28 protein-coding genes are annotated in these 23950 nt (G+C 71.4%); 12 read left to right on the top strand and 16 right to left on the bottom strand.

Annotated features, from left to right (window positions below; genetic code table 11):
* Positions 1 to 20: 20 nt before the first annotated feature.
* From ABD355_RS10035 to ABD355_RS10025, 3 genes are read right to left on the bottom strand one after another with little or no spacing between them, the layout of a single operon-like run.
* A complete protein-coding gene (locus ABD355_RS10035; protein WP_344399824.1) occupies positions 21 to 536 on the bottom strand; it encodes a GerMN domain-containing protein in 516 nt (171 codons plus the stop codon).
* Entirely contained in the window at positions 533 to 2023 is a 1491-nt protein-coding gene (locus tag ABD355_RS10030; protein ID WP_344399823.1) for a sensor histidine kinase, read from the bottom strand. Before ABD355_RS10030 ends, ABD355_RS10035 begins: the two co-directional genes overlap by 4 nt.
* Positions 2024 to 2067: 44 nt before the next feature.
* Positions 2068 to 2745, bottom strand: coding sequence for a response regulator transcription factor (locus tag ABD355_RS10025; protein ID WP_344399821.1), 678 nt, complete (start codon positions 2743 to 2745; stop codon positions 2068 to 2070).
* 227 nt (positions 2746 to 2972) lie between these two features.
* Here ABD355_RS10025 and ABD355_RS10020 point away from each other — a divergent pair, with 227 nt between their 5' ends.
* Positions 2973 to 3743 (top strand): DUF3152 domain-containing protein, encoded by a 771-nt coding sequence (locus ABD355_RS10020; RefSeq protein ID WP_344399820.1) that lies wholly within the window; start codon positions 2973 to 2975, stop codon positions 3741 to 3743.
* A 3-nt stretch (positions 3744 to 3746) separates the two neighbouring features.
* Here ABD355_RS10020 and ABD355_RS10015 read toward each other — a convergent pair whose 3' ends face one another.
* From ABD355_RS10015 to ABD355_RS10000, 4 genes are all read right to left on the bottom strand, one after another.
* Positions 3747 to 4931 (bottom strand): NAD(P)/FAD-dependent oxidoreductase, encoded by a 1185-nt coding sequence (locus tag ABD355_RS10015; protein ID WP_344399819.1) that lies wholly within the window; start codon positions 4929 to 4931, stop codon positions 3747 to 3749.
* Positions 4928 to 5122 carry a ferredoxin gene (locus tag ABD355_RS10010; protein WP_344399818.1) on the bottom strand — a complete coding sequence of 65 codons (195 nt, stop codon included), beginning with the start codon at positions 5120 to 5122 and terminating at the stop codon, positions 4928 to 4930. Before ABD355_RS10010 ends, ABD355_RS10015 begins: the two co-directional genes overlap by 4 nt.
* Before the next feature lie 71 nt (positions 5123 to 5193).
* Positions 5194 to 6426 carry a cytochrome P450 gene (locus ABD355_RS10005; RefSeq protein ID WP_344399817.1) on the bottom strand — a complete coding sequence of 411 codons (1233 nt, stop codon included), beginning with the start codon at positions 6424 to 6426 and terminating at the stop codon, positions 5194 to 5196.
* A 338-nt stretch (positions 6427 to 6764) separates the two neighbouring features.
* Positions 6765 to 7505, bottom strand: coding sequence for a response regulator transcription factor (locus ABD355_RS10000; protein ID WP_344399816.1), 741 nt, complete (start codon positions 7503 to 7505; stop codon positions 6765 to 6767).
* Between the two features lie 299 nt (positions 7506 to 7804).
* Here ABD355_RS10000 and ABD355_RS09995 point away from each other — a divergent pair, with 299 nt between their 5' ends.
* Together ABD355_RS09995 and ABD355_RS09990 are read left to right on the top strand one after the other, a co-directional pair.
* A complete protein-coding gene (locus ABD355_RS09995; protein WP_344399815.1) occupies positions 7805 to 8041 on the top strand; it encodes an ATP-binding protein in 237 nt (78 codons plus the stop codon).
* A 96-nt stretch (positions 8042 to 8137) separates the two neighbouring features.
* A complete protein-coding gene (locus ABD355_RS09990; RefSeq protein ID WP_344399814.1) occupies positions 8138 to 8821 on the top strand; it encodes a response regulator in 684 nt (227 codons plus the stop codon).
* A 25-nt stretch (positions 8822 to 8846) separates the two neighbouring features.
* Here ABD355_RS09990 and ABD355_RS09985 read toward each other — a convergent pair whose 3' ends face one another.
* Positions 8847 to 9539, bottom strand: a complete 693-nt coding sequence (locus tag ABD355_RS09985) for a TetR/AcrR family transcriptional regulator (protein WP_344399813.1) — start codon at positions 9537 to 9539, stop codon at positions 8847 to 8849.
* 117 nt (positions 9540 to 9656) lie between these two features.
* On the opposite strand from ABD355_RS09985, the gene ABD355_RS09980 reads away from it, so the two are divergent.
* The 3 genes from ABD355_RS09980 to ligD all read left to right on the top strand — a co-directional run bounded on the left by ABD355_RS09980 (position 9657) and on the right by ligD (position 12440).
* Positions 9657 to 10406 carry an SDR family oxidoreductase gene (locus ABD355_RS09980; protein ID WP_344399812.1) on the top strand — a complete coding sequence of 250 codons (750 nt, stop codon included), beginning with the start codon at positions 9657 to 9659 and terminating at the stop codon, positions 10404 to 10406.
* 54 nt (positions 10407 to 10460) lie between these two features.
* Complete coding sequence (locus ABD355_RS09975; protein ID WP_344399811.1) at positions 10461 to 11363, top strand: SDR family NAD(P)-dependent oxidoreductase; 903 nt, start codon at positions 10461 to 10463, stop codon at positions 11361 to 11363.
* 96 nt (positions 11364 to 11459) lie between these two features.
* Complete coding sequence (gene ligD, locus ABD355_RS09970) at positions 11460 to 12440, top strand: non-homologous end-joining DNA ligase (protein ID WP_344399810.1); 981 nt, start codon at positions 11460 to 11462, stop codon at positions 12438 to 12440.
* Between the two features lie 53 nt (positions 12441 to 12493).
* Here the strand turns inward: ligD and ABD355_RS09965 are convergent, their stop codons facing one another.
* Both ABD355_RS09965 and ABD355_RS09960 read right to left on the bottom strand, forming a co-directional pair.
* Positions 12494 to 12973 carry a flavin reductase family protein gene (locus tag ABD355_RS09965; RefSeq protein WP_344399809.1) on the bottom strand — a complete coding sequence of 160 codons (480 nt, stop codon included), beginning with the start codon at positions 12971 to 12973 and terminating at the stop codon, positions 12494 to 12496.
* Positions 12974 to 13035: 62 nt separating this feature from the next.
* Complete coding sequence (locus ABD355_RS09960) at positions 13036 to 13512, bottom strand: SRPBCC family protein (protein WP_344399807.1); 477 nt, start codon at positions 13510 to 13512, stop codon at positions 13036 to 13038.
* A 127-nt stretch (positions 13513 to 13639) separates the two neighbouring features.
* Here ABD355_RS09960 and ABD355_RS09955 point away from each other — a divergent pair, with 127 nt between their 5' ends.
* Both ABD355_RS09955 and ABD355_RS09950 read left to right on the top strand, forming a co-directional pair.
* On the top strand, positions 13640 to 13960 hold the full coding sequence (locus ABD355_RS09955) for a DUF3040 domain-containing protein (protein WP_344399806.1): 321 nt from the start codon (positions 13640 to 13642) through the stop codon (positions 13958 to 13960).
* Positions 13961 to 14005: 45 nt separating this feature from the next.
* Positions 14006 to 15532, top strand: a complete 1527-nt coding sequence (locus ABD355_RS09950) for an FAD-dependent oxidoreductase (protein ID WP_344399805.1) — start codon at positions 14006 to 14008, stop codon at positions 15530 to 15532.
* 28 nt (positions 15533 to 15560) lie between these two features.
* Here the strand turns inward: ABD355_RS09950 and ABD355_RS09945 are convergent, their stop codons facing one another.
* The 4 genes from ABD355_RS09945 to ABD355_RS09930 all read right to left on the bottom strand — a co-directional run bounded on the left by ABD355_RS09945 (position 15561) and on the right by ABD355_RS09930 (position 19569).
* Positions 15561 to 16313, bottom strand: coding sequence for a metallophosphoesterase family protein (locus ABD355_RS09945; RefSeq protein WP_344399803.1), 753 nt, complete (start codon positions 16311 to 16313; stop codon positions 15561 to 15563).
* Entirely contained in the window at positions 16310 to 16591 is a 282-nt protein-coding gene (locus ABD355_RS09940; protein WP_344399801.1) for a BON domain-containing protein, read from the bottom strand. Before ABD355_RS09940 ends, ABD355_RS09945 begins: the two co-directional genes overlap by 4 nt.
* Complete coding sequence (locus tag ABD355_RS09935; protein ID WP_344399800.1) at positions 16588 to 17292, bottom strand: nucleotidyltransferase; 705 nt, start codon at positions 17290 to 17292, stop codon at positions 16588 to 16590. The genes ABD355_RS09940 and ABD355_RS09935 overlap by 4 nt, the downstream gene beginning before the upstream one ends.
* A gap of 105 nt (positions 17293 to 17397) precedes the next feature.
* Entirely contained in the window at positions 17398 to 19569 is a 2172-nt protein-coding gene (locus ABD355_RS09930; RefSeq protein WP_344399799.1) for a SpoIIE family protein phosphatase, read from the bottom strand.
* A 142-nt stretch (positions 19570 to 19711) separates the two neighbouring features.
* Here ABD355_RS09930 and ABD355_RS09925 point away from each other — a divergent pair, with 142 nt between their 5' ends.
* The 4 genes from ABD355_RS09925 to ABD355_RS09910 all read left to right on the top strand — a co-directional run bounded on the left by ABD355_RS09925 (position 19712) and on the right by ABD355_RS09910 (position 22758).
* On the top strand, positions 19712 to 19945 hold the full coding sequence (locus ABD355_RS09925) for a DUF6480 family protein (protein WP_344399798.1): 234 nt from the start codon (positions 19712 to 19714) through the stop codon (positions 19943 to 19945).
* A gap of 11 nt (positions 19946 to 19956) precedes the next feature.
* Complete coding sequence (locus ABD355_RS09920) at positions 19957 to 21096, top strand: FUSC family protein (RefSeq protein WP_344399797.1); 1140 nt, start codon at positions 19957 to 19959, stop codon at positions 21094 to 21096.
* Between the two features lie 97 nt (positions 21097 to 21193).
* The gene (locus tag ABD355_RS09915) at positions 21194 to 22009 is read left to right on the top strand and encodes a GAF and ANTAR domain-containing protein (protein ID WP_344399796.1); all 816 of its coding nucleotides are present in this window, start codon (positions 21194 to 21196) and stop codon (positions 22007 to 22009) included.
* 17 nt (positions 22010 to 22026) lie between these two features.
* The gene (locus tag ABD355_RS09910; protein WP_344399795.1) at positions 22027 to 22758 is read left to right on the top strand and encodes a GAF domain-containing protein; all 732 of its coding nucleotides are present in this window, start codon (positions 22027 to 22029) and stop codon (positions 22756 to 22758) included.
* A 9-nt stretch (positions 22759 to 22767) separates the two neighbouring features.
* On the opposite strand, the gene ABD355_RS09905 is transcribed toward ABD355_RS09910, so the two are convergent.
* Positions 22768 to 22902: a hypothetical protein gene (locus ABD355_RS09905; RefSeq protein ID WP_344399794.1), complete on the bottom strand. Its 135-nt coding sequence runs from the start codon at positions 22900 to 22902 to the stop codon at positions 22768 to 22770.
* 109 nt (positions 22903 to 23011) lie between these two features.
* On the bottom strand, positions 23012 to 23902 hold the full coding sequence (locus tag ABD355_RS09900; RefSeq protein WP_344399793.1) for an SDR family oxidoreductase: 891 nt from the start codon (positions 23900 to 23902) through the stop codon (positions 23012 to 23014).
* Positions 23903 to 23950: the final 48 nt, after the last annotated feature.

Raw genomic sequence — 23950 nt, 5'->3', positions numbered from 1 at the left:
GCCCCACGACGAGGACCGCACTACGCCCCCGGCCCGGCGGGACATTGTGTTCCCGTTCCCCGGATGTCGAGTCCGCCTGGGCCGGTGACGGTCACCGGCTCGGGGCCGGCCTCCGGAGTGATGACGCGTTGCGCCGCGACGGTCGTACAGATGAGCTGGGCCGCGGCGAGGTTGCCCGAGTCTCCCGGAACGGCGGACAGCCGGATGGTCACGCGACCGCCGCGGGACGTCACCGTCACCCGGGACATCATGGACGCCTCGGGCGGCAGCACCGTGTACAGGCCCTCGGCCTGTTCCGCCCGGGTCGGCCCCTTCAACAGCACGCGTACGGCCGACTCGACATCGACCGGCCCGGCAAGCCTGCGGTCCACACCGCGCAGCGTGCGGCCGGCCACGAAGTAGACCTGCAGCCTCGGCGCGACCCCGCTCGCTGGTCCGCCCGCCTCCACCACGCCGGTCGTGGGAATGCCGCAGGAGGTGAGCGCGCCCAGCATCGGAAGCCACATCAGGAATGCGGATCTGCGTGCGGCTCTCATGGTCTGCTCCCCCGTCCCCACGCGTCGCCGCCGGCCTTCCCCTGCGCCGACTGCTCGTTGTGCAGCGGGAGTTCGACGGTGAAGACGGCGCCGCCCTCCGGCCGGTTCGCGGCGCGCACGCTGCCGCCGTGCACTCGGACGTTCTCGGCGGTGATCGCCAGGCCCAGGCCGCTGCCCTCGGTGCGGGTGCGGGCGGCGTCCGACTTGTAGAAGCGCTCGAAGACATGGGGCAGCACGGTGTCGGGGATGCCGGGTCCGCTGTCCAGTACCTCGATGACCGCCCGTCGCTCCGCCGCGTGCCGTCCCGCCTCGGCCAGACGCACCAGGACGGGGCGGGCGCCGTGCCGCAGGGCGTTGCCGACCAGGTTCGCCACGACGACGTCGAGGCGGCGGGGGTCGACGCGCCCGCGCAGTGCGTCGGACGGCGGCAGTTCGGTGTCCACCAGGTCGGTCCAGCCGCGGGCGGCGAGGGTGCGCCGCAGCGACTCGGCGAGGTCGATCTCGTCCAGGTGCAGCGCAGCGGCGCCTGCGTCGAAGCGGGAGATCTCCATCAGATCGTCCACCAGACGGGCCAACTTCACGGTCTCCTCACTGATCAGCCGGACCGCGGTGGCGGTGTCCGGGTCGAGGCGGGCGGCGTCCTCGTCGAGGACGTCGGTGACCGCGGACATGGCGGCCAGCGGGGTGCGCAGTTCGTGCGAGACGTCCGCGGCGAACCGGCGGGCCCGGGCCTCCATGCCGCGCAGTTCGGCCACCGACGCCTCCAGGGCGGCAGCGGTCTCGTTGAACGTGTGCGACAGATCGGCGAGTTCGTCGGAGCCGTCGACGGCGAGCCGGGTGTCCAGCCGCCCCTCGGCGATGCTGCGGGTGGCGCCGCGCAGCGCCCGCACCGGCCTGAGCACCCCGCGCGCGGCGAGCAGGGCCAGCAGCACGGCCAGCACCAGGGCGGGCACGGTGGCCCGTTCGATGGCGGTGACCAGGGCGTCGACGTACGCCTGTTCCTTGGTCTGCGCGACGATCAGGAAGACCTGCAGGCCCGAGTCGCCCACGCCTCCGGCGAAGGTGACCGACATGCCGACGACGAGTGCGGTGTGGTCACCGCTGTTCACCCGCTGGAAGACGGTGGCCGGCCGGGTGTCCACCGCCTTGCGCAGAGCCGGTGTGAGTTCCTCGAACCGGTCGCCTGTGAAGGAGGTCGCGCTCAGATTGCGGTAGGTGGCCATGACGCGCCAGGTCCCGGAGGGGTCGGTTGCGGCCATGGCGGCCGCGAACCGCCGCAGTTCGGCCTCGTCCGGCGGCGCGACGACCTCGGGGGCGAGCCGGTTCGCCTGGGCGCGCAGCTGCGCGATCACCGTGTCCTGGCTCTGCTGGAGCAGACCGGTGCGCGCCTCGCGGAAGCTCAGGGCGCCGGTGGTCGCCGCGGTGAGCGCCGCCACGAGCGCGAACGCGACGACCAACCGGGTGCGCAGGCCGCGCAGTTGGGGCATCCTGAAGCGCTTCGCGACCGCGCCTCGGGCCTTCGGCGTACGCGTCACAGGGAGGCGAACCGGTAGCCGAAGCCGCGCACCGTCTCGATGTAGCGGGGTTCGCCCATCTTGGCGCGCAGCCGTTTGACGCAGGCGTCCACCAGGCGCGCGTCGGCGTGGTAGCTGTGTTCCCAGACCGCTTCCAGGAGCTGCTGCCGACTGAACACCTGGCCGGGTGAGGCGGACAGGGTCATCAGCAGCCGCAGTTCGGAGGCGGCGAGCGCCACGGGCGCGCCCTTCAGGGTGACCGAGAAGCCGGCCCGGTCGACGGTCAGGTCCCCGTAGCTGTCGAGCTTGGGTATGCCTTCGCCGGGTGCGCCGGCCACGCGGCGCAGCACGGCTCGGATGCGCGCCTCCAGCACCCGGGCCTGCACGGGCTTGACCACGTAGTCGTCGGCTCCGGCCTCCAGCCCGACGACGATGTCCTCGTCGTCGCCCCGCGCGGTGGCCATGATGATCGGCAGCGTCTGGTCGAGGGCGCGCAGCGCACGGCACACGTCAAGGCCGGGCATACCAGGCAGCATCAGGTCCAGCACCACGACATCGGGCCGGAAGGAGCGCACCAGCTCCAGCCCCTCCTCCCCCGTCACGGCGGAGGCGACCTCGTGCCCCTGACGGCGCAGGGCAAGGGCGACGCCCTCCCGCACGGCACGGTCGTCTTCGATCAGCAGAACTCGCGGCATGGGCTCAGTATCTGTATCTCCCCCGGCCCTCCGGGCCTCTGTTACCGGATGATCATATGTGCCCGCAGCCGACAGGGCGTTACCTTTTCGTTATCACTCGGGCCAGATCCGATCACATATCGATCACAACCTGAACGACCATGACCGCGCACAAAGCAACTCGCTCTCCCAGTCGCCGTCGTCGGGGCGGTGTCTCGCACGCCGCCGCTCGTCGCCCGAGGACGAAGATGTGGGGAGGCCTGGCCGCGCTGACCGTCCTGAGCATCACCGGTTTCGCGGCCGTGGGCTGGACGTCAGCCGACACGCACCACGACCGGCCCCGGCCCTCCGCACACGCGAAGTCGGGCTCCGAGTCCTCCCGTTCACCCCGCCCCGTCACGACGTCGCCCAGCCCGTCCCACAGCGCCTCCAACCCGCCCGCCCCGAAGATCCCGGCCACGGGGCCGGGCACGTTCGTCACCGCGGCCGGTGGGAGCGCCGAGGTCGGGACCGGCACGGCGCTGCGCTACCGGGTGGAGGTCGAGAAGGACATCGACGTGTCCGCCGCCGCCGTCGCCAAGGAGGTGGAGCGCATACTCGCCGACCGGCGCGGCTGGACCGCCGACGGCCACTCGGCGTTCCAGCGGGTCTCCGGCGGCACCACCGACTTCGTCGTACGGGTCGCGACCCCCGGGACGGTGGACAAGACGTGCGTCGCCGAGGCGGGTCTGGACACCGAAGGCACGTACAACTGCAGCGTCAACCACAAGGTGATGGTCAATCTGGAACGCTGGCTGCTCGCCACCCCCGTCTACGCCAAGGACGTCACCGCCTACCACGCGCTGATCATCAACCACGAGGTCGGCCACTTCCTCGGACACGGCCACGTCACCTGTCCCGGCCCGGGTCAGCCGGCCCCGGCGATGATGCAGCAGATCAAGGGCATGCACGGCTGTGTGCCCAATGTCTGGCCGTACGACGAGCGAGGACGGTACCTCACCGGCCCCGCCGCCCCTTGAGGATCAGACCCCCGGCACGGTCGCGTCGGTGCGCACGGCCTCGCCCCAGACGGCTCCGGCAGCGATCGCCTGCCGCCACGGCCGGAGGGCCTTGGACGGCATGCCCACCGCAAGCGCACCGCTCACCCGCTCGCCGGTGCGGTAGGCGGCGACGAACCTGCCCTCGGTCAGGTCCCCGTGGACGACGGCGACTTCGTCGTGCCCGCGCAGACAGCCGTAGGCCTGGATCTTCATGTCGTACTGGTCGGACCAGAAGTACGGCACCGGGGCGAACGGCTTGCGGGCGACGGGGCGCAGTAGGTTGCGGGCGGCGGCCATGCCCTGTTCGGCGGCGTTGGTGCGGTGCTCGATCCGCATCGAGGTGCCGAACAAGGGGTTGTGCCAGCGGGCGACGTCACCGGCCGCGTACACGTTCCGGGCGGCTTCGCAGTACTCGTCGCAGACCACGCCGTCACCGACGGCCAGGCCGCTGCCCTCCAGCCACTCGGTGTTGGGCTGCGATCCGATCGCGACCAACACCTCGTCGCCCTCGACGAGTTCGCCGTCCGCGAGCCGCACCCCGTTCTGCGTCACCTCGCTCGCGGTGACCCCGCAGCGCAGGTCCACGCCCCGCTCGGCATGCGCGCGGGTGAGGATCGAGCCGACCTCGGCGCCGACGGCGTGGGCCAGCGGCACGGGCGCGGGTTCCAGCAGGGTGACCTTGGCGCCCAGCCGCCAGGCCACGGCGGCGGCCTCGGCGCCGAGGAACCCGGCGCCCACCACGACCAGGCGCACCCCCGGCTCGAGCCGGTCCCGCAGCAGGAGTGCGTCGTCGAGGGTGCGCAGCACATGCGCGTCGGCACCGGGCAGTCGGCGCGGACGTACGCCGGTGGCCACGATCAGCCCGTCGTACGGCACTTCGGTGCCGTCGGCCAACTGCACCGTGCGCCCCGCGAGTTCGAGGCCTCTTGCGGCGACGCCGAGGCGCAGGTCCAGGCCGAGCGCGGCCAGGTCGGCGGGCGGGCGCAGGGCCAGCCGCTCGGGCTCCCACTCCGCGGCCAGCACCTGCTTGGACAGCGGCGGGCGGTCGTAGGGGGCCTGCGGCTCGTCGCCCACAAGGGTGAGGGTGCCGTCGTAACCCTCGCGCCGGAGCGTCTCGGCCGCCGCGAGTCCCGCGGCCGAGGCACCCACGACGGCGATCCGCTTCACTGCACGACCAGCCGGATCGCGGCGGCCGGGCAGACCGCGACGGCCTCCTTGACGTCGTCGAGGAGTTCGGGCGCGGGCGTGTCCTCCAGCAGGATCGCGATGCCGTCCTCGTCCTGGTCGAAGACGTCCATCGCGGCGAGCACGCACTGCCCCGAAGCGACACACTTGTCGGCTTCCAGTTCCACCTTCATGTCAATCCCCTTCCTCACATGAGTTGTTGTTCGTTCGCGGAGTTCGCCGCGGTTTTGCGGAGCGGGAACCGTCACCAGGTGACGGGCAGTTCGTGCACGCCGTAGATGAATGCGTCGTTCTTGAACCTGACGTCCTCGAGGGCGCAGGCGAGCTTCAGCGTCGGGATGCGCCGGTAGAGGGTGCCGTAGACGACCTGGAGTTCCATCCGGGCCAGCGGCTGCCCCAGGCACTGGTGAACGCCGAAGCCGAAGGCGACGTGCCGGCGGGCGTCGCGGGTGATGTCGAGCCGGTCCGGGTCGGGGAAGACCTCGGGGTCGCGGTTGGCGATCTCGTTGACCATGATGACGCCCTCGCCCGCCTTGATGACCTGGCCGGCGATCTCGATGTCCTCGGTGACCGCACGACGTCGTCCCAGGTGGGTGATGTGCAAATAGCGCAGCAGTTCCTCGACCGCGGAGGAGACGAGCTTGGGGTCGTCGCTCTCGCGGAGCAGGGCGAGTTGGCCGGGGTTCTCCAGGAGGGCGAGGGTGCCCAGCGCGATCATGTTGGCGGTGGTCTCGTGGCCCGCGATCAGCAGCAGGAGCGCCATCTCCGTCGCCTGCTGGTGGTCGATCTCGCCGGCCGTGATGCGTCCGGCGATGCTCGACAGCAGGTCGTCCTTCGGTTCGGCGAGCCGCCTGCCGATGAGGGCCGCCAGGTATCCGGCCACCTCCCGGCTCGCCTGCCCGCGCTGCTCGGGGGTGGCCCCGCGGTGGACCATGGTCTTGGTGTTGTCCTGGAAGAAGGCGTGGTCGTCGTAGGGCACGCCGAGCAGTTCGCAGATGACGAGCGAGGGGATCGGGAGGGCGAACGCCTCGACGAAGTCCACGGGTCGGGGGCCGGCCAGCATGTCGTCGATCAGTCCGTCCACGATCCGCTGTACGGCGGGCCGCAGCGCCTCGACCTTCTTGATGGCGAACGGCGCCGTCACCATCCGGCGCAGCCGGGCGTGTTCGGGGTCGTCCATCATGATGAAGCTGAGCTTGCCCTCCCCCGCCTCGGGCGAGGCCTTGGTCGGGTAGCCCGGCCGGCCGGTGTCGGCGCTGACCCGGGGGTCGCCGAGAAGGGCCCGCTGCTCGGCATGACGGGTCACGAGCCAGGGCTCACTGCCGTCCCACAGCCGCACCTTCGTGAGCGGTGCCTGTTCCTGCAGGTGCTTGAGGGCGGGTGGCGGGTCGAAGGGGCAGCGGCTCGCGCGGGGCATCGGGAACTCCGGGACGGCGGCCGTCGCTTCGGGCGCGAGTCCGGCCGGTGTGTCGGCCATGGTTCTCCTCGGTGGTGGGGGCTCCGATCGGGGCGGAGCGCCGGGGTGAGGTGGTCGAGGCCTCGATGAGCACATGCAAACAGAGGGGGCTGACGCCTTCCGGTCAGTTCCCTGACAGGAGGCTGACGTGGTCCTGATCACATCGCGAATTGGGGGCGGGCCGGTGCCGAGACAGCGTGTTGATCCCTGCCAACTTCCCTAGGTACGAATTGAGTTGACAGGAGCGAGCGAGTGCCTACACGGAAGCCATGAGGGCAGTGGCATGTCACATACCACTGCCCTCACACAGGTCGCGCAGACCCCGCCGACCCTTTGCTCTCATCCGCCGGGCCGCCCCGTCACTCCTCCCCGTCCGCCACACCCAGCCAGTATCCGAAGCCCCTGCGGGTATGGATCAGCACCGGTGTCTCGCGGTCCACCTTGCGGCGCAGACGGGAGACAAGCTGCTCGATCGCATTGCCGCCGCGGAAGTCGCCCCAGACGTAGCGGCCGATCTGCTCCTTGGACAGCACCCGGTGCGCATTGACGAGGAGATGGCGCAGCAGCCGGTACTCGGCGGGCGTGAGCTTCAACGCCCGTATCCCGCGCCGTGCCTGACATCGGGCGTCGTCCAGGACGAGGTCACGGTAGGCGAAGGCACCGTCCCGGCGCGGGCCGCGGTTCGGGCCGCGCAGCAGGACCTGCATCCGGGCCAGGACCTCGGCAACCCGGAACGGTTTGGTGACGTAGTCCTTCTCCCCCAGTCCGAGTTCGGGCAGCAGCCGGTCCAGGGAGTCGTACGCGGTCAGGAACAGGACCGGCGGGCGGTGGGCGGGCGGCGGGCGGCGCTCCCGTCCGAGGCCCGCCAGGTCGGGCAGCGTGGCATCGAGGACGACGAGGTCGAAGCGCTGCTCCATGGCCCGCGCCAGCGCCTCCGCCCCGGTGCCGGCCAGGCTGATCCGGTAGCCCGCCAACTCCAGGGTGGTCGACAGCAGTTCGGCGAGGTCCGGTTCACCCGCGACGACCAGGACATGCTGTCCGGCCCCGCGAGCGAGCGCCGACCTGTCTCCGATGGTGCCGTTGAGGGACGAGGGAGGCATGTCACTCACCCTACCGTTCTACTTGCCTAACTCAAGTAAATCTCATTCTATTGCTTGACTCAAGTAATCCACCCACGCCTGCCTGACGCAAACAACCCCATAGGCAGGCGGGGCACTCACCCGCAAGGGCCTGCACGATCCGCCCGCGGCCGAGGCCGTCGTACAGGAGTCCGTCTGCGTCTGACCTCGTGCCCTTCCTCCGAGAGGGTCACCCGCGGGGCAGGACACGGGCGGTCTCGCCCGTCGTTCCCGGCCGGCATCGCCCACCATGGCTTCCAGGACCCGACCGGAGAGACGCGATGAGCATCCCTTGGCAGCGATACGCGGGCGAACCTGCGCGCACCGTCGACACCATGACGGCTGCGTTCCTGGTCGCCGCCTTCCTCCCGGGCAGCGAGATCCGCTTGCCCGGCGCGCACCGGCCGGACACCACGGGCCCCGACCCGGAACGCAGCCTCGGACTGATCGGCATGCGCGAGCGTGCCCAGTCCGTCGGCACCCTCCCGGCCGGTCGCCACCTGGAGGGCGGCTTCTAGGTCATCACCCGCCCGCCCTTGCACCCCACCGCTCCCTGACGCCCAGAACCCCGTGCCCCTCGGAACGGGGACCATGAGACGACAAGAACGGACACCATGACCATCCGCGTGCTGCTCGCCGACGACCAGGCCCTTCTGCGGGCCACGTTCCGGATCCTGATCGACTCCTGTGACGACATGGAGGTGGTCGCCGAGGCCACCGGCGGCGCCGAGGCCGTCGCCCTCGCGCGCGTGCACCGCCCCGACCTCGTCCTGATGGACATCCGCATGCCCGGCACCGACGGCCTGGCCGCCACCACAGCGATCTGCGCCGACCCCGAACTGTCGGGCACGCGCGTCCTGATCCTCACCCCCTCCGAGATCGACGCGCACGTCGCCCAGGCGCTCCAGGCCGGCGCGAGCGGGTTCCTCGGCAAGGACGTGACCGCGGACGCGCTGCTCGACGGCATCCGGACCGTGGCCGCGGGCGATTCACTGCTCTCCCCGCTCGCCACGCGCGTGCTGATCACGCGCTTCCTGTCCGCCCCCGCACAGGGTGCCCCGCCGAGGGCGTCCGAGGACCTCGGTGCGCTCACCGCCCGCGAGCGGGAGGTGACGGCCTGGGTGGCGGAGGGCCACTCCAACGAGGAGATCGGCGAGAGACTCTTCGTCAGCCCGCTGACGGTACGCACCCATGTGCACCGCGCGATGACGAAGCTGGGCGCCCGCGACCGCGCCCAACTCGTCGTCATCGCCTATCAGTCGGGGCTCGCACAGGCGTCGCGACCCGCGCAGCGCTGAGCACCACGGGCTGCGGGCTGCGGGCTCAGCCTGCGGAGAGTTTGTCCAGCCACTGTTCCAGCAGAGCCGACTCCGCCGGTGTGAAGACCGGGGACTGTGCGGCCCGCAGGCGGGCCGCGAGCGTGGCGGCGGCGACCGGGACGGCGCTGTCCTGCTCTCCCGGCTCGGCCGTGCCGGCCGGGCGGGTCAGCGAGGCGAGCACGCTGTCGCGCAGCCGCTCGGAGAACTGCGGGTCCGGGTACTGCTCGGGCCTGGTCAGCATCGACAGGGCCGCCCCCACATTGGCGGACATGATCATCTGGGTGGCGAGGGCGGGCGGGACGGTGAGCCGGCCTGCGGCGGCGCAGCGTTCGAGGATGCCGTGCAGCAGGGCGTGCGCCTCCTGGGCCGCCGCGGGCGGGGCCGTCAGCTCTGGCGAGTACATCAGGCGGTAGAGGTTGGGGTGCTCCAGCGCGAAACGCATGTGGTTGTCCCAGCCGTTCCTGAGGTCGGCGACCGGGTCGTCGCTGGGCCGCGCCGCCCGCTTGGACGCGAGGTATTCCTCGAAGCCCCGGTCGACCACGGCAGCCAGCAGCCCCGCTTTGTCGCCGAACAGCCGGTAGAGCATCGGCGCCCCCACCCCGGCCGCCTCGCACACGGCACGCGTCGAGACATCGGCGACCGGCGCCTTGGCCAGCAGGTCCCTGGCCGCTTCCAGGATCTTTTCCCTCGCATCCATGGGTCCACGGTACGCCATCCGTAGCGTCGATACGAAATTGCCGGTACCGACGCTACGAACCCGTGTTATCGTCGATACGAACAGTGCGTAGCAGCGATACACGCAAAGGATGCAACCATGCCCATTCAGTCCCCCATGGACCAGCGCGTCGCGATCGTGACCGGCGGGTCGCGCGGCATCGGCCGGCAGGTCGCCGAGCGGCTCGCCGCCGACGGGTTCGCCGTCGTCGTCGGATACGCGGGCAACAAGGACGCGGCCGACGACGTCGTAAAGACCATCGAGGCCGCAGGCGGCTCGGCGTACGCCGCCCGCGCGGACGTCGGCGACGAGACGGCGGTCGCCGCCCTGTTCGACCTGGCGGAGGCCACCTACGGCGGCATCGACGCGGTCGTGCACGCGGCCGGACGGATGCTCCTCTCCCCTGTTGCCGAACTCGACCTCGGTGAGCTTGACGCCCTGTACCACACCAACATCCGCGGCACGTTCGTCGTCGACCAGCAGGCCGTCCGCCGCCTGCGCCCGGGCGGGGCGCTCGTCAACTTCTCCACGTCGGTGGTGGGTCTCGCCTTCCCGGGCTACGGCGCCTACGCCGCGAGCAAGGGGGCGGTCGAGGCGCTGACGCTGATACTCGCCCGGGAGCTGCGCGGCCGTGACGTGACCGTGAACGCGGTGGCGCCGGGGCCCACCGCCACCGAGCTCTTCCTCGACGGCAAGGACGAGGAGACGATCGCCCGTCTGGCCGCGCAGCCGCCGCTGGAACGCCTGGGGACGCCGCAGGACATCGCGGGCGTCGTGTCCTTCCTGGTCGGCCCCGAGGGCCGCTGGATCAACGGACAGGTGGTGCGGGCCAACGGCGGCATCATCTGACGGCCCGCTCCGTCCTTCGAAATCCCGGAGTTCGAAAGCAGGAAAGGAACAGTCGTGAGTGACAGCAAGGTCATTCTCGTCACCGGCGCCTCCAGCGGTTTCGGCGCCCTCACCGTCCGCGCGCTCGCCGAGCGCGGCCACACGGTGTACGCGGGCATGCGCGCCCTCGGCAGCCGCAACGCTCAAGCCGCCGCCGACCTGGCCGCCCATGCGGTCGAGCACGGAGTCGACCTGCATGCCGTGGAACTGGACGTGACCCGGCAGGACAGCGCGGACGCGGCCGTCGCTCGCGTCGTCGACGAACAGGGCCGCCTCGACGTCCTGGTCCACAACGCCGGGCACATGGTGCTCGGCCCGGCCGAGGCCTTCACCCCCGAGCAGTTGGCGGATGTCTACGACACCAACGTGCTCGGCACCCAGCGCGTCAACCGGGCGGCCCTGCCCCGGATGCGCGCGCAGGAACAGGGACATCTGGTGTGGATCGGCTCCTCCAGCACGCGCGGCGGGTGCCCGCCCTTCCTCGCCCCGTACTTCGCGGCGAAGGCCGCCATGGACGCCCTCGCGGTGAGCTATGCCGCCGAGCTCATACGGTTCGGGATCGACACCTCGATCGTCGTACCTGGCGCCTTCACCTCGGGCACGAACCACTTCGCCCACGCCGGCTCACCGGCCGACGCCGACCGGGCCGCCGCCTACGACGCCCGCTACAAGACGCTCATGAACGACGTGAACGTGCGACTGTCCGGGCTGATACCGCCGGACGCCGACGTCACCGAGGTGGCCGACGCCGTCGTGCGGACCGTCGAACTGCCGCCCGGCAGACGGCCGTTGCGTGTTCACGTCGATCCGAGCCGCGACGGCAGCGAGGTCGTCTCCGCCGTGGCCGACCGTGTCCGCGCGGAGTTCTTCCGCAGGGTGGGCCTCGACGACCTCCTGACGCCGGCAAGCAGCCTGTAGGCGGCGCCGTTCGCAGCCGGCCTCCGGCAGCGCCGTTCAGGGGAACCCGGCCGTCGGGGCGAATGGCGGCGGACCACACCGTCGACAACTCACCCCGTGACGCTCCCCCTGATCCCGCCCATGCTCGCCACCCCCGGTTCCCTGCCCCCCGCCGGGCAGGACTCCCGCTGGGCCTACGAGACCAAGCAGGACGGCCAGCGCGTGGTGGCCTATCTCGAAGGGAACGGCAGCATCCTGCTGCGGGCACGGTCCGGAGAGGACATCACCGCCGCCTATCCCGAGCTGCGACCGCTGGGCGAGGCGCTCGGCACGACGCCTGCGGTGCTCGACGGGGAGGTGCTGGCACTGGACGAACAGGGCCGGGCCGACTTCCAGTTGCTGCAACCCCGCATGGGGCTGGCGCACGCACCCGCCAGGGCGGCACGGCAAGCAGCGAAGGCGCCCGTGCACCTCATCCTGTTCGACGTGATGCACCTGGGCGGCCAGGACCTCACGGCTCTCCCCTATGCCCGGCGGCGCGAGCAGTTGGAGCTGCTGGGGCTCCACGGCCCGTTCTGGTCCACCCCGGCCGCCCTGGTCGGGCACGGTGAACAGGCCTTGCAGGCCACCCGTGAGCACGGTCTGGAGGGCCTGGTCTGCAAGCGGCTGGACTCGGCGTACGAGCCCGGGGTGCGCTCCCGGGCCTGGATCAAGATCCGCAACATGCGCAGCGAGGACGTCCTGGTGGGCGGCTGGCTGCCCGGCAAGGGACGGCTGTCGGGGCTGCCCGGCGCCGTCCTGGTGGGGCAGCGGGCCGCTGGGCGCCTCCGGTACGTCGGGAGTGTGGGCACCGGCTGGAGCGAGGCCGAGCGGTCGCAGCTCGCCGCGCTGCTGCGGGCCGCCGCGACCGATGTGTGCCCCTTCGATCCCGCGCCGTCGGTCGCGGGGGCCCACTGGGTGGTACCCCGGCTGGTGGGCGAGGTCCGCTACAGCACCCGCACCCGGGCGGGACTGCTGCGCCAGCCGTCCTGGCTGCGCCTGAGGCCCGACCTGGCCCCCGAGGACGCGTCGGCGGACATGCCGGACGACCGGGTCTGACCCCTGCCGTCTGAGACACCGTCACGGGACGGTGAACCTGGGGGGATACGCCGTCATACGGGGTGGCCGGGGCTGATGTCCCGGACGTCGTCGAGCCGGAGCAGGGGGCCGTCCGCGCGGCTGCCCCAGTCCTCGGGGGCCAGGACGAAGCCGATGTGGTCGCCGCCTTCGACACGCTGCTCGACGCTGCCCACGAACCAGGCGGCGGCCTGCTCCAGGACGACCGAGCCGCCGGGTCCGCGCGTCCAGGGCACATGCGCGAACTTGTCGGTCCGATCACCCGTCTCCCCGCCGAACAGGGCTGCCAGCTCGTGCTGTTCACGGGTGAGCAGATGGACGGCCAGGCAGTCCGCGGCACGGGCCACCGAGTAGGTGTGGTTGGCCCTGGAGATCCACACCACGAACCGCACCGGCCGCATCGAGCACTGGGAGGAGAAGGAGACCAGACAGCCCGACCGCTGCGTGCCCGCCGCGGCCGTGACGACACACATATCGGGACTCAGCCGACTCATGAACGCGTCCAGGTCTGTCATGTCCCCTCGCTCCTCTCCCTCGTCAACGCATCACGAGCCCTCGCGGGACCGGCAGCCAACCGTCACAGCGGTGTGCCGGGGTCCTCGGGCCGGATGCGGCCACGCCAGCCGCCGGTGGCGCCGCCCTCGCCCTCCACGTAGTCCTTGAAGCGGCGCAGGTCCCCCTTCACCCGCCGGTCGATCAGGCCCAGCGCGTCCGCGCTCTGCTCGGCGACCCCGCTGGGTTCGACCTCCATCACCAGTTCCACGCGGGTGTGCGTGTCGTCCAGTCGCTCGAACCGGACCGATCCCCTCTGTTGCGTGTCGCCGCCGACGGACCGCCAGGTGATCCGGTCGTCCGGCAGCTGGTCGACGATCTCGGTGTCGAACTCGCGCCGCACCCCGCCGATGCTGGTGGTCCAGTGGTTGTGCCGGTCGTCGAGCTGCCTGACCTCGTCGACGCCCTCCATGAAGTTCGGGAACTCCTCGAACTGAGTCCACTGGTTGTACGCCATGTGCAGCGGAACCTCCACGTCCACTGCTTCCTTGACCGTGCCCATCGATGCCTCCTTGCCCGCTCCTTGCCGGGGCCGGCCGCGCCGGGCGACCGGCCTCCTGCGCGTGTGCGCGTGGCACCGGGTACCCAGCAAAGGCGTCAGTCAGCCCGTGCGGGGAACTCGATGGGCCATGGCTGAGCATCCGGACCCCGATGATGTCGTGCTGTCGCCGCACGAACGGCTCGCCCTGCGAAGTATCGAAGCGGAACTGAGCTGCGACCGGCGCCTCGCCCGAAGCATGCGCGGCGAGCCGGGCTCCCGGCTCTGGCTCCCGTTGTCGGTGGCCCTGCTGGCGTGCGCCTCGCTGTTCCTCGTCGTCATGGGGATCCTCACCTCGGATCCGGTCGTCATCTGGTGCTTCGCCGGCCTGTGGCCCTTCACGCTGTTGCAGGCCTTCCGGCTGCTGTGCCGTGCCAAGAGGGGCGGAGAGCGCTTCACCTCGTGGCTGTGACCCCCGCAGGTGTGTCCGGGGCACCGGGGCGGGAACTCGGCGTTCATGACCGCTGAGACGCACGTTCACGGATCGTACTGGCTCGAGACGGCGCCGCCCGGTGAACCCGCTCCCCCGCCGTCCGGTGACGTCGCTGTGGACGTCGCCGTGGTCGGCGGTGGCATGGCGGGCCTGAGTACGGCGTGGGAGCTGGTCCAGCAGGGACGCAAGGTGGCCGTCCTGGAGGCGGGCCGCCTCGCGGCCGGGGTCACGGGGCACACGACCGCCAAGCTGACCGCACTGCACACGCTGACCTACGACCATCTGCGCCGCACCCGCGGCCCGACGGGGGCACGCCTGTACGCGGAGTCGCAGAGCGCCGCGATCCGGCACGCCGCCGAGATCGTCGACGAACTCGGCATCGACTGCGACTGGGAAGAGGCCGCGGCCTACACCTATGGCGAGCAGCCCCGGCTGCTGGGAAAGCTGCAGGCGGAGGCGGAAGCGGCGCGGGAGGCGGGTCTGGCGGCCGAGTTCGTGTCCGAGACCGAGCTGCCCTTCCAGGTCGCCGGTGCGGTCCGGGTGACGGAACAGGTCCAGTTCCATCCCCGCAAATACCTGCTGGCCCTCGCCGAGGACCTGCGTCGGCGGGGCGGCGCCGTGTACGAGCACACACGCGTCGTGGGCCTCACGGAGGGCGAGCCCTGTGTCCTGGCGACGGATGCGGGGGTGTCGGTGCGGGCGGACAAGGTCGTGGTCGCCACCCACTACCCGGTCTTCGACCGTGCTCTGCTGTTCACCCGGCTCTCCCCGCGCCGCGAGCTGGTCGTCGCCGGCACCATCGACGAGGACCGGGCGCCGCGCGGCATGTACATCACTCCGGAGCAGAACACCCGGTCCGTACGCAGCGCGCCCTACCGTGACGGGAAACGCCTGCTGATCGTCACCGGCGAGCACTTCACGCCCGGCACCGCCGATGTCGAGGAGCGGTTCGCGCGGCTCTCCACCTGGGCCGTGGGCCATTTCCCGGGGTTCGCGATCAGCCACCGCTGGGCCACGCAGGACAATGACGCCACCGACTCCGTGCCGCTCGTCGGACCGCTCTGGCTGGGCAGCCGTCACACCTACGTGGCCACCGGGTTCGGCGGCTGGGGGCTGAGCGGCGGCATCATGGCGGGCCGTCTGCTCAGCGACCTCGTCAATGGCCGCGAGGTCCCCTGGGCCGGCCTCTACGATCCGCGCCGGCTGCTCTCCGTGGTCCGCGAGGGAGGCTCGTTCCTGAAGCATCAGGCGCAGGTGGCTCGCCACTTCGTCGGCGACCGGCTGCCCGCGCCGACGGGGCCTTCGACGGCGGACATTCCGCGGGGCGGCGGTGCCGTGGTGCGGGTGGGCGGGCAGCAGTGCGCCGTGCACCGTGACGAGAACGGTCAGCTGCAGGCGGTGTCGGCCCGCTGCACCCACCTGGGCTGCCTCGTGGCGTTCAACCGCGCGGAACAGGCCTGGGAATGCCCCTGCCACGGCTCCCGCTTCGCCCCCGACGGGCAGATCCTGCAGGGCCCGGCGGTACGGCCGTTGGAGCGGCGCGACATCTGAGACGACCGCCTGCGGAATGCCCAGCGGCTCACGCGTGGTCCGCCGACCGGTTCGCTTCTCGCGCCGGAAGGTTGTAGACGTGGAACGCCCGCCCGATGACCGGCTGTGCCACATTCCGCACCTGTACTCCGCCGCTGGTCATCCCGTGTTCGGTGCCGGAATGGGCGTGTCCGTGGACGGCGAGGTCGGCGCCCTCGTCGTCGATCGCCTCGGCCAGCAGATAGCTGCCGAGGAACGGATAGATCTCCAGCGGCTCACCCGCCAGCGTGTCGGGCACGGGTGAGAAGTGGGTCAGTGCGATCCGCACGTCGCACTCCGCCCGGGCCAGTTCCCGGAGCCCGGCCCGCAGGCCGTCCGCGCAGCGGCGGGAGTACCTGACGAACTCCTTCATGACGGGCTCGCCGAACTCTCCCGCGCACCTGCCCGCGAACCCGCCCCCGAACCCCTTGGTCCCCGCGATCCCGACACGGGTGTCGCCGCAGGTCACCACGGTGGACCGCCCTTCCAGCACCTGTACGCCGGACTCCTCGAGCACGGCCGTCACCGCGTCCGGGCACCCGCCGTGATGGTCGTGGTTGCCGAGGACCGCGACCACCGGCACCGCCAGGTCCTCGATCTCCTTGGCGACGACCAAGGCCTCCTCCGGTGTGCCGTGGCGGGTGAGGTCGCCGGCCAGCAGCAGAAGATCCGCGCACTCGGGCAGCGTCTCGAACGCGGGGCGGAGCAGACCGTGGCTCTCCGCCCCCAGGTGGATGTCGCCGACGGCCGCCACCCGGGTCATGCGAGGTCCTCCGCGTCGTCGGGCGGTGTGGTTCGCGCCGTGACGATGTCGCAGTGCAGCGGCACGTCCGGGAAGGCCTCGCGGGCGATGCGCAGGATGTCCTCACGGCACCGGGCCGAGGGGACCGTGCCGGTGAGCAGAACGGCCTCGCCGCGCAGTTCGGCCCGTACACCCAGTTCGCCGGGCAGCCCTTCCGCGAAACGTTCGGTCAGGTGGGCAACCCGGTAGTCGAGGCCGGCCGGGGCGCCGGAGGAGGGCGGGGCCGTGTGCTCGCTCATGGCTGTTCCTTAAAGGATTCGGCTCGCTGCCCCGGCTCGGCATCGATGACATCCAGGCGTTCCAGGAGGAACAGGAAGGCTGCGGGCATGGGCCGGTCGCCGCAGGTTCGCCGTACCTCCTGCCAGTCGACCTTCTCCCGCAGCGAGCGGGCGATCGGCAGTACGGCCCCGAAGTCGCAGTGGTGTTCCGAGAAGGCCTTGAGGAGGCTCACCAGCAGGTCCGTCGGCGAAAGCACCGGCATACGGACCGAGTCGACGGGCAACTCCCGTGCACGCGCGAGCAGTTCGGGGGTGACGGGGTGGTCGGACAGTTCGAAGATGATGTCGACGCTCTGGCCGAGACAGCGCGCCTTCAGCAGCCAGTCCTCCGGGGCATGGTGGACGGTGAGACCGCCCTCGCGCAGCGTGGCCGCCACGGTGTCGGCGTCCTCGCGAAGGACGCAGAAGTCGACGTCGTGCTGCAGCCTTCGGCTGACGCCGTGGGCGTAGGCCGCCACGCTTCCGGCCAGGGCGAATCTGTGCTCCTTCTGCTTGAGCAGGGCGGCAACCTGTTTGGTCGCCTCCAGGATCGCCTGGGTACGGTCACGGGGCAGGTCGTCCTCGTCCGGCCCCGGGGCGGGCGAGGACTCCCCCGGGGCCAGGCGCAGGCCGGTGGGGCCCGAGTCGTCGGCGCGGGCCGCGCCGTGCGCGTCGTGCACCATGGGCGCTCCCTTCACGATTCCCGGCGTCAGGGGACACGAGCGGATCTGTCCGCCCCCGCCCGTGCGTACGTCCGGGTACCCCCGGGCCGCCGGGGCGACACGGTTTCAGCCGCCCCCGGCCTGGCCGGACGTGGCCCCGTTGAGGTGGACGATGAGCAGGGCCACGTCGTCGGCGGGGGCAAAGGCGTGACGAACGAGGGTGTCGGCCATGGCGTCGGGGTCTTCCGGATCGGTGCGTGCAATGAGTTCGGCGAGCGTGCGGACGGCGTCGTCCAGGTCGACGCCGGGCCGTTCTATGAGTCCGTCCGTGTACAGGACGAGGACGCAGCCGGGGTGCAGGGGGAACTCGGCGGCCTGGTAGTCGGCCTGGTCGTCGATGCCGAGGAGCAGTCCGGGAGGCGGACTCAGGACCTCGGTGTGGCCGTCGGCATGGCGCAGCACGGCAGGCGGGTGGCCGGCACTGGCCAGGCACAGGCCGCGGCGGCCCAGATCCAGGTGAGCGTAGAGGCAACTGGCGAACCGTCCGGGGTCCAGGCCGACGAGCAGACGGTTGGTCCGCCCGAGCACGTCCCCCGGGGAGGCACCGGCCGCCGCCTGGCTGTGCACGGCGGTACGGACCTGGCCCATCAGGGCCGCCGCGTCGATGTCGTGTCCCTGGACATCACCGATCGCGGCCGCGACGGTGGTGTCGTTCAGACGGATCAGGTCGTAGAAGTCACCGCCCACCTCCACACCGTGGCCGGCCGGCCGATAGCGGGCGGTGACCCGCAGCCCGGGCAGGGAGGGCAGATGCCGGGGCAGCAGCGCGGCCTGGAGCTGATGGGCCACGGCGAACTGGGTGTCGTAGAGGCGGCCCCGTTCGAGGGCCTGGCCGACGAGGCCGGCCAGCGCGGTGATCACGGCGCGCTCGGTGGGCGGGAAGTGCCGGGGGCGGTCGTAGGCGAGGACGAGCGAGCCGACGGCCCGCCCTGAGGCGATCAGCGGGAGAAACGCCCAGGACGTCTTGTCGTCGAAGTGGACGGCTTCGGGATACGACCGCCTCAGTTCGTCGAAGCCCCGGAAGAAGTGCGGACTGCCGGTCTCCATCACGCGCACGGCGGGCGTGTGGGCGTTCAGCGGCATGTGGTCGAAGCGTTCCATGAGTTCGGCGTCGTAGCCGCGGTGGCCGAGGATTCTCAGTCTGCCGCCCCGTGGCGCCATGACGGCCATGGCCGTGGCGCCGAGCGCGGGCATGAGCTGGTCGGCGGCCTGGTCCACCACGTCCTGGACACCCAGGGCCTCGGTGAGCGTGGCGGCCATGTGCATCAGGTGGTACAGGGAGCCGGCCCGGCTCGGTCCGCGCACGGCGGGTTCGGTCGTCCCGGCGGGGTCGGCGGGGGCGGTGTGGGAGCTGGCCGGGCTCGGCGACAGTTCGTCGCGGGGGTCGCTGCGGGTGATCCGCACGCTGATGCCGGACGGGTCTGGGTAGAGCGCGAAGACCAGCCGGGTGTCCGGCGGGCGCACTGCGCTGAAGGTGGTGGGCCGTTCACTCACCAGCGTCGACCGGTAGGAGTCCTCGATCTCGGGGACGTCCATCCACGGCAGCGCTTCCCACGGCAGGGCGCCCAGCAGGGTGTCGGCGTCGGCGCCGAGCAGGCGTGCCGCCTCTGGGGTGACGAAGGTGAACCGGCCGGTGTCGTCCAGGGCGCAGGCACCGCCCGGCAGCCGGGCGATGAACGCCGCCTGTTCGCTGCCCTCGGCGCGCAGTGCACTGGCGCGGGAGGGGTGGGGCAGGATCCGCGGTTCACCCGGCGGGGGCAGGGCGTTGCGGTCCGCCGCCTCGTGCAGCCGGCGGCCCAGCCGCCGGCAGCCGGCATCGATGACAGCGCGCTCCGTGCCGCTGAGCCGCGGCGGATGAGCGGCGGGCCACAGCAGCACCAGTCCGCCCACGACCGAACCCCGGGCGGCGAGGGGCGCGGCCGCCAGCGCGAAGGCGTACGGCAGCACGAGTGAGGTGCGCGGATAGCGGCGGGCCATGTCCTCCATGTCGCTGATCCACACCAGACGGCCGGACCGCACGGCGTCCGCCACCGGAAGGGAGTCCGCCACGCCCACCCGGGTCCACGGAACGGCCATTTCACGCGGAGCCCCCGTCAACGCCACCAGCCACAGGGCGTCACCGTTGCGAGGCAGGACGTAGAGCAGGCCCCTGGACGCCCCGCAGTCCCGGACCACGTCCAGCAGCGCCGTGTCGACCGACTCGGGTGCGACATCCGCCGTAGCGTCGCTCTGCGTCACAGCACCTCCTGTCGAACATCCGACGAGTGCCCAGGTGGATCCACCCAAAGCAGGGGACGGCCGACGGGCGCGGGGCCGGGGACGGAGAGCCCAATCGTCCCGTTTTGGTGATATCCGATCAGTGCAGGGGGACTCGGATGCCATGACTTTCACAAACCCTGACCCCGAGCCCGAACGTACGACGGGGCTGGAACCCGGAGGCGGTGTGCCCCCGGGCGAGACGCCTCCTGCGGAGAGCAGCCTGCCCGAGGCCGGTCCGCGCGAAGTGCACAACCCGACCAAGGGCTGGGCCAAGGCGCCGCTGGCGGTGATCCTCGTGGTGACCGTGCTCGTGGCGGCGTTCTTCCTCGCCTTCGCCCTGGCCCTCGTCCTTTGATCGTTCTCACCTTGTCCAAGAAGATGCGGAGCGCAGCACGGGCCGTACAACGCGCATGGAAACAACCGGGCAGGGAACGGGACCTCGCCGCGCAGGCGTTGAAGGCCGCCTTCGCCGCCTGGGCGTCCTGGGCGGTGGTGGGCTGGTGGCTGCACGCGCCCATGGCGTTCGTGGCGCCCTGGGTTGCGATCCTGCTCGTCGAGTCGACGGTCTACCAGTCCGTCGCCCATGCCCTGCAGCAGCTGGCGGCGATCGCCTCGGGAACGGTCATGGCCACGCTGCTGGTGCTGCTGATGCACAACAGGATGGGCGCCATGGGTCTCGTCCTCCCCCTGGTGGTGCTCCTCAGTTCGTGGTCACGGCTCGGACGGCAGGGGATATACACGGCCACCGGCGCACTCTTCGTCCTCACCGACACCCAGGTCAGCCTGACCGGGTGCGCCGCCCGGATCGGCGAGGCCGTCTTCGGAGCGGCGGTCGGCATCACCGTCAACGCACTGATCCGGCCACCCGTCTACCTGCGCAATGCGCACGCCACGATCCATGAGGCCGCCCAGGAGACGGGCAGGCTCCTCGAAACGGCGGGCGGCCGTCTCGTCGACGGGCAGTGGGGCGTCGACGAGACGCAGGCGTGGCATCGGCAGGCCCTGCACCTTCAGCACCTCGTGACGCAGTGCCGGTCGGCCGTCGGCTGGAGCCGCGAGAGCCTGTGGGGCAACGTGCGCCGCCGCACCCTCGCCTCGTCACGGCCGAACAAGGACTACGAGGAGGCGACGGCCGTACTGGACCACGCCGCCGTACACACCACGGAACTCACCCGCACCCTGCACGAGGCGGCCGCCCGGGACCGGCAGGCGCACTGGTCCCGGCTGCCCCTGATCCGCGGTTACGCCGACTTCCTGGCCCAGGCGGCCCGGATCGTGCGGCTCTCCGCGGACGGCGGAGCCGGCCAGGGCCGGGAAGACACTCTGCGGCAGGCCGTACGGGAGATGCGCGCGGCGATGGACGACCTGCGCCGGCAGCTGCCGGACCTGGTCCGGGGCGAGCCCGAGGAGGCCTCGGCCTACGGCGCCCTCCTGCTGCAGGCCCAGCGGCTGGCCGGAAACCTCGAGGCCTCGGCACGGCAGGAGGCTCCCCCGGGCCACATCTGAAGCGGCATGCCGTTTTGTGCAGGGGGGCAAGGGCACTCGTCCGGCACGACACAAGTGTCGGTTCTCCCGGCGCCATCGGTTGGAGTACTGGTGGATCATGTCTGTTGACGGAGCCAGCGGTGACAGGGAGCCGTCCGAGACCGAGGAGCGCGCGCGGGTCACCGAGACGCTGACGGCCGCGGCCAAGGGCCTCAGTCCCGACGACGTCCCCCAGGCGCTGTGCCGCGCCTGCGTGGAACTTCTGCCCGTCACCGGCGCGTCCGTGTCGATCGCGAGCGGCCGGACGGTGCGTGCCACCTGGTGTGCCAGCGACTCGACGGCGGCCCGGCTGGCGGAGGCGCAGTACACGCTCGGGGACGGCCCCTGCCAGTCCGCGATCGAACGTGCCGCGGCGGTGCTGGCGGACGATCTGACGAAAGCACCGGACTCGGGGCGCTGGCCCGTCTTCGCCCACGAGGCCGTCGAGCTGGGCGTGCGGGCGGTGTTCTCGCTGCCGCTCGGACTGGGCGGGGCGACGATCGGCACGCTCGACCTGTATCGCCACACGCCCGGCGCGCTGTCGTCGCGGGACCTGCGGATCGCGCTGTGGGCGCGGGACGCCGTCACGTTCGCCCTCGTGAACCTTCATGCCGGATACGACGCGGACGAACGAGCGGTCGGAGAAGGAGTAGCGTCGTGGATGGAGGCTTCCGAGTCCGACCACAGTGAGGTCTACCAAGCGGTCGGCATGGTGATGGTGCAGCTGCGTTTGGGCGCCGAACAGGCTCTGGACCGGATGCGCGCGCGGGCTTTCGCCCAGGGCCGGACGGTGACCGAGGTGGCGCATGACATCCTCGTACGCACGCTTCGGCTCGGGTCCGAGACCGAGGGCGGCGCCGAGGACGCAGGCCGGCGGGACGCTGGTGACGACTGACGGGAGAGCGATCGGTGATGAACCGGGAACAGCAGCTCGCCGAGGCGCTCGTGGGACTGGCCGACTCCCTTGCCGACGACGTCGACCCCGTCGTACTCCTCGATCGGCTGGCTCTGAACTGCCTGGACCTCGTGGGCGCCGACGCGGTCGGGGTCATGATCGCCGGAGTGCGGGGCGAGCTGCGCCTGATGGCCGTCACCGACCAGCGGGCGGCTCTGACGGAGTTCTTCCAGCTCCAGATCGACGAAGGTCCCTGTGTGGACTGCTATCGCAAGAGCGAGCGTATCGACGCTCCGGACCTCGGCGAGAGCGCCCACCGCTGGCCGCATGTGGCACCGTACGCCCGAGAGCACGGGTTCCGGGCCGCGCATGCGCTGCCGATGCGCGTGCATCACCAGACGGTGGGCGCGCTGAACCTCCTTGTCACCACCCCGGGCGGACTGTCCGCGCTCGATCTGCACCTGGCTCAGGCACTGGCCGATGTGACCACGGTCGCCCTCGTCAACTGGAGCCCGCACCCGCTGCGCCCCACCGACGTCAGCAGCAGCGTCCAAAGGGCCGTGGCCGCCAAGGCGACCGTCGACATCGCCACCGGCATGATCGCCGAGTACGGCGGCCTGTCCCTGCCCGACGCCCGCTCGGCCCTGGGGAGCTGGGCGACCCGCAACGGCCGCCGGCTCACCGAGGTCGCCCACGGTCTCGTCCAGCGCACGGTGCCCTTGACGGACGTACTCAGCGACCCTCGCTGACGGAGCGTCTCAGCGGGACACGGCCGTCGCCCACAGCGCGGCCATGACCACGACGGCGGCTGCCACCGTCATGACGCTGCGCACCACCGGCGACCACCGCTCCACCACCGACCCGCTGTCGTCATGGGCCCGGACAGCGGACATGCGCTGCGGCGGCCTATGCGCTTCATGATGCATGTTTCCCACTCCCTTGTTCCGGACGGCCGGGCGGGTTCCCGCCCAGGCGCCTCCCATGCCCCGGATACAGGGGCGGCTAGGGCAGTGGGGTGCCTCCCGTCGCGTTGAGGATCTCCGCTGTGACGAAGCCGGCCTCCTGGGAGGCCAGGTAGACGTAGGCGGGGGCCAGTTCGGCGGGCTGGGCCGGGCGGCCCAGCGGGCTCTGTTTGCCGAACTCCACCGTGTCGGGCAGGGTCGCGGGAATCAGCGGCGTCCACACCGGGCCCGGCGCGACGGCGTTGACGCGGATGCCGCGTTCGGCGAGCATCTGGGCCAGCCCCTGCGTGAAGGTCACGATCGCGCCCTTGGTCGTCGCGTAGTCCAGCAGGTGCGGACTGGGCTTGTAGGCCTGCACCGACGTCGAGTTGATGACGCTGCCGCCCTTCGGGATGTGCGGCAGGGCGAACTTGGTCAGCCAGAACATGCCGTAGACGTTGGTGCGCATGACCCGGTCGAACTGCTCGGTCGTGATCGCCTCGATGCCGTCGGGCTGCGACATCTGGTAGGCGGCGTTGTTCACCAGGACGTCGATGCGCCCGAACTCCGTGACGGCGCGCTCGATCAGCGCCCGGCAGTTGTCCTCCTCCCGGATGTCGCAGGCGACGGCCACCGCCTTGCGCCCGGCGTCCTCGACGAGCCTGGACGTCTCGCGTGCGTCGTCCGCCTCGTCCTCCAAATAGGTGAAGAGCACATCGGCGCCCTCGCGTGCGAAGGCCAGCGCGACCGCACGCCCGATGCCGGAGTCGCCGCCGGTGATGACGGTCTTGCGGTCCTTCAGGCGGCCGGCGCCGCGATACGTCTTCTCCCCGTGGTCGGGGGGCGGGTCCATGGGCCCGGTCCACCCCGGATGGGGCTGGTCCTGAGCCGGGAACTCAGGGCGCGGGTGCTGTGTCGTCGGATCCTGCTGCGTGTGCTGCGCATCGGGCACGTCGGCCTCCTGACCTGGGGGTGGGTCCGGACGGCCACCGGGTTCCCG

The organism is Streptomyces longisporus, from assembly GCF_039532765.1.
Classification (GTDB): domain Bacteria; phylum Actinomycetota; class Actinomycetes; order Streptomycetales; family Streptomycetaceae; genus Streptomyces; species Streptomyces longisporus.
This window is presented reverse-complemented; position numbering and strand designations above follow the sequence as displayed.